Below are 4,586 nucleotides of genomic sequence, written 5' to 3'. Positions count from 1 at the left end.
CCCGCGGGCGCTCCCGGCAGGGCCGGACCTCCGAAGCCCATTCGGAGGTCGTCGGGCTCACGGCAAGCCGCGCCGCGCCCTTCCGCCCGGACAAACGCCGGAGCCTTGTCGCCAGGAGTACCCGTTGCTGACCCCGCCGATCATCCACGACCTGATCCATCGGACGTTGGGCCTCGACCACCCCCACACCCACTGGTGGATCGACCTCGTCACGGTCCTGGTCCTCGTCGTGGCACCTGCCTGGACCGCTTGGCTCGCCATCCGGTCGGGCCTGCGCTGGGCCGCCGCCCGGCGGCATCGCACCCGCGGGACGGCGGCGCTTCCGCCGCCCGCCGCGTCCCTGGACGCGGCGGGACGGCCAGGCGCCCGCCCGGCAGTGGCGGCGCGGCTGGAATCCTACGTCGTGCGTGCGACCTCGCGGCTGCAGTTCCGTCTCGTGCTCCTCTCCGTCCTGACGCTGCCGGCGGCCTGGCTGCTCCTTGAGATCCCCAAGCACATCATCAACCACGCCCTCGCCGACGATACGGGCGACGGTCACCCGAAGATGGCCTTCCTCGGCGTCCAGCTGGGTCGCGTCGAGCTGCTGTTCGCGCTGTGTGCCAGCTACCTGGCCGTGCTCACGCTCAGCGGCCTCGCCAAGTACGCGGTCAATCGGGTCCGGGGGCGCGTGAACGAGCGCCTCGTGCGCCGCCTCCGCCTCGCCATCGTCCGCCGCGCGCGCGGCGAGCGCTCCCCCGAACGGCGGGCCACGCTGGCCGCCGTCGCGGTCCAGGAGGTCGAGCCCATCGGCTATTTCGGCGGCAGCCTGGTGGTCGTGCCACTCGTCCAAGGCGGCACGCTCGTGACCAGCATCGTCTTCCTCCTCCTGCAGAACGCCGCCCTGGCGCTGGCGGCCCTGATCATGCTGCCGGTCCAGCTGTCTATCCTGCCGCGGTTGCAGGGGCGGTTGAACGCGAAGGTCCGCCAAAGGGTCCATGCCACGCGGGAGCTGGGGGCGCTCCTCACCGCTCCCGCGGACGCGCGACAAGCCGGCCGCGCGGCGTGCGAGCCCTCCGACCTGAGCCGGCAGATGCTTCAGGCCCGGAAGCTTGAGGGGGTGCGCATCGAGATCAACGACCTGAAGGGCCGCCTCAAGGGCCTCTACAACTACACCTCGAACCTCACCCCGTTCTTCTTCTTCTCGATCGGCGGCTACCTCGTCGTGCAGGGTCAGCTCTCGCTCGGCGCGCTCGTCGCAGCCCTGGCCGCCTACAAGGAGATCGCCCCGGCCATGCGCGAGCTGTTCGACTTCGCCCAGGACTGGTCCGACGCGAGCGCGCGCTTCGAGGAGGTCACCAAGGCCCTCGGGCCGGCCGGGCCTGGGGATCGCGCGACGGAGAGGTCGGCGCGCGACCGGACCGTTCGGGCGGCCTGAGCGAAGCCGGCGAGCGCCGGAGCCTCGCGAGCAGGCGTCCGGCCCCGCGCGACGACGCCATCCCGCATGGCCGGGCACCACCCTCACCTTCCGGCACGCACCCGGCGCGGCCGCTCCTACCGCAGCAGCGTCGCGCCGAGCTGTGCCAGCCCGCGCCCGAGGCCCGGCGCGATGCCGAGGCCCAGCGTCCCTGCCGTGCACAAGCCGAGTGCCCATGCGTAGCCGGCGCCGGATGCCGGCCCCTCGGCACGGTCCGGATCCCTGAAGTACGTCTCCGCGATGATGGCCGCGTAGTAGAACAGCGCCACCGCCATGTTGGCGGCGGCCACCACGGCCAGCCACGCGAAGCCGCCCTCGATGGCGGCCACGAGCAGGAAGACCTTGCCGGCGAAGCCCGCCAACGGCGGGACGCCCGCGAGCGACAGGAGGGCAAGCGCCAGCGCCGCCGCCGGCCCCGGCGCCCGCCGTCCGAGGCCGCGGATCGCGGCGAGGGCGTCGCTCCCGGTCATGCGCTCGACCTGCGCGACCACCGCGAACGCCGAGAGGTTCATCAGGAGATAGGCCGCGAGGTAATAGCCTATGGCCGGCAGGGCCTCGGGGGCCTGCCCGGCCGCCGCAACCCCCATCAGCACGTAGCCGGCCTGGGCGATGCTCGAATAGGCCAGCAGGCGCTTCAGGCTCGCCTGGCGGAGGGCCACCAAGTTGCCGAAGGTCATCGTCGCGGCGGCCAGGAGCGCGAGCACGGTCGGCCAGGCGGCGAGGCCGTCCGGCATCGCCGCCAGCAGGAAGCGGAGGAGGCCGGCGAAGGCGGCCACCTTCGGCACGACGGAGACGAAGCCCGAGGCGGGGGCCGTCCCGCCCTGGAACACGTCCGGGGCCCAGACGTGGAACGGCACCAGCGTCATCTCGAAGCCGTAGCCGACGAGGACCAGGCCGAAGGCCAGCGCCACCCAGGCCCGGTCGGCGCCGGCCAGCCCCGCCCCGATGGCCCGCAGGTTCAGGCTGCCGGTGAGGCCGAACAGGAAGGTGAGGCCGTAGGCCATCACCGCCAGCGCGGCGGCGCCGTAGAGGAAGTACTTGAGCGTCGCCTCCTGGGCCGGTCCGTCGCTCCGCACGAGCAGGACGAGCAGGTAGGACGGGAAGCTCACCATCTGCAGGAACAGGATGATGAGGCCGAGATCCGTGGCCGCCGTGAGCCCCATGCCGCCCACGGTCGCCATGAGCAGCGCGACCGGGTGGTGCGGTTCCTGCTCGCTCCCGCGGAAGTGGGACCCGAGCGCGAGCAGGCTCACCAGGGCGCCGGCCTCGATGACCAACTGGTAGAAGCCCCGGAACGGGTCGACGGCGTAGGTGCCGCAGAAGGCCTCGCGCGGCGGGGCCGTCAGCATCGGCGCGGTCAGGCCCATCGCGACGAGCAGGGCGAGGAGCGCGACGGCGGCGGGCAGGCGGCGCCACCGGCCCCGGACCCAGCCGGCAACCGGGACCAGCGCGAGGGCGCTCCCCGCCAGGACCATCTCGGGCGCGACGGCGCCGAGATCCATGCAGCCGCCCATCGCCTGCCCGCCGGTCATGGAAGGTGCGCCAGGGCTGCGGTCGTGCCGTCGAGCAGCGCGACGAGGACGGCCGGCAGGACGCCGATGCCGACCGCCAGTGCCGCGAGCGCCCCCGCCGCGCCCGCCTCGGCCGCCGTGAGGGGCGGCAGCGCCGGCATGTCGGGCGGCGCCCGACCCATCAGCAGGCCCGTCAACAGCCGGAGGTAGACCGCGGTCGTCACGACGAGCGCGAGGACCGCGAGCGCGGCGACCCAGGCGGAGAGCTGCAGGGCGGCGCCGATGGCCTGGAACTCCGCGATGAAGCCGGACAGGCCCGGGAGTCCGAGCGAGCCGAAGGCGAGCAGGCCGAACAGCCCGCTGAAGGCCGGCATCGCGCCGATCAGGCCGCCGAAGCGGGCGAGTTCCCGCGTGCCGGCGCGGTGCTGGAGCATGCCCACCAGCAGGAACATGCCGCCGGTCAGGAAGCCGTGGCTGACCATCTGCACGGCGGCGCCGTTCAGCGCCAGCCGGCGCACGCCCTCGTTGCCGGCCAGCGCCGCCACCGCGACGCCGAGCGTGACGAAGCCCATGTGGTTGACGGAGGTGTAGGCGACGAGCCGCTTCATGTCGGACTGCGCCAGCGCCGCCAGGGCCCCGTAGAGGAGCGATGCCAGGGCCAGGGCAACCAGGAGCCAGCCGAACCGTGCGACCGTGTCCGGCAGGGTCGGCAGCAGCACGGCGAGCATGCCGTAGCCGCCCATCTTGAGCTGGAGACCGGCCAGCACGACGCTGCCCTCGGTCGGCGCCTCGACATGCGCGTCGGGCAACCAGTTGTGCAGCGGCACCACCGGGAGCTTCACCCCGAACCCGAGGAGGAGGGCCAGGAAGACGAGGCCGCCCGCGAGCGGGGTCCGGTCCAGCGGCCGCGCCTGGACGATGGCCGGCAGCGAGAAGGTGTGGGGCTCCATGGCGAGGTAGAGGGCGAGGAAGCCGAGCAGCATGGCGAGGCTGCCGGCGCGGGTGTAGAGGAAGAACTTGAGCGCCGCGTACCGCCGCCGCTCCCCGCCCCAGATGCCGACGATGAAGTACATCGGCACCAGGCCGACCTCGAAGAACAGGTAGAACAGCAGCAGGTCCTGCGCCGCGAACAGCCCGATCAGCCCGGTCGCGAGCAGGAGGAAGAGGAAGGCGTGGGCGTGCGCCCGGTCGTGCTCGCCCAGCACGTAGACCATCACCACCGTGAGCAGGAGGGCCGTGAGCAGGATCAGCGCCAGGGAGAGGCCGCCGACGCCGACGTCGTAGCGCGCCCCGAGCGACGGGATCCATGGGAGCGACATCCGCCATTGCAGGCCGCCGTCGTCCGGATCGAAGCCGGCCCAGAGGATGAGCGCCGCGCCCAGCGTCAGCACGGAACCGCCGAGGGCGACGCGGCGGACGAGGTCCGGACGGTGACGTGGCAGCGCCAGCACGGCGAGGCCCGTGAGGAGCGGCAGGAGGATGGTCGCGGTGAGCATCGGGTCCAGTCCCCTCAGGGCCACAGCATCAGGGCGCCGGCGGCGAGCGCCGCCGCGGTCCAGGCGAACAGGCCGAGCGTGTAGAGGTAGAGGCGCCCGGCCTGCAGGGCGCCTCTACCTCTACAC

3 protein-coding genes are annotated in these 4,586 nt (G+C 73.1%); 1 reads left to right on the top strand and 2 read right to left on the bottom strand.

Annotation, left to right across the window (positions count from 1 at the left end):
* Positions 1 to 124: 124 nt before the first annotated feature.
* Complete coding sequence (locus MZTS_RS22935; RefSeq protein ID WP_183667266.1) at positions 125 to 1,414, top strand: ABC transporter ATP-binding protein; 1,290 nt, start codon at positions 125 to 127, stop codon at positions 1,412 to 1,414.
* Positions 1,415 to 1,530: 116 nt separating this feature from the next.
* Here the strand turns inward: MZTS_RS22935 and MZTS_RS25530 are convergent, their stop codons facing one another.
* Entirely contained in the window at positions 1,531 to 2,985 is a 1,455-nt protein-coding gene (locus MZTS_RS25530; protein ID WP_156454034.1) for an NADH-quinone oxidoreductase subunit N, read from the bottom strand.
* Positions 2,982 to 4,460, bottom strand: coding sequence for a complex I subunit 4 family protein (locus tag MZTS_RS22925; RefSeq protein ID WP_183667267.1), 1,479 nt, complete (start codon positions 4,458 to 4,460; stop codon positions 2,982 to 2,984). Before MZTS_RS22925 ends, MZTS_RS25530 begins: the two co-directional genes overlap by 4 nt.
* Positions 4,461 to 4,586 lie beyond the last annotated feature (126 nt).

Source organism: Methylorubrum zatmanii (assembly GCF_014845115.1).
Classification (GTDB): domain Bacteria; phylum Pseudomonadota; class Alphaproteobacteria; order Rhizobiales; family Beijerinckiaceae; genus Methylobacterium; species Methylobacterium zatmanii.
The sequence above is the reverse complement of the archived record's forward strand: the minus strand, read 5'-3'. Positions and strand labels throughout refer to the sequence as shown.

What these genes read in the sequence shown, in the direction of transcription:
- MZTS_RS25530 (WP_156454034.1), bottom strand. Translation starts at nt 2,985, where the DNA reads ATGACCGGCGGGCAGGCGATGGGCGGCTGCATGGATCTCGGCGCCGTC.
- MZTS_RS22925 (WP_183667267.1), bottom strand. Translation starts at nt 4,460, where the DNA reads ATGCTCACCGCGACCATCCTCCTGCCGCTCCTCACGGGCCTCGCCGTG.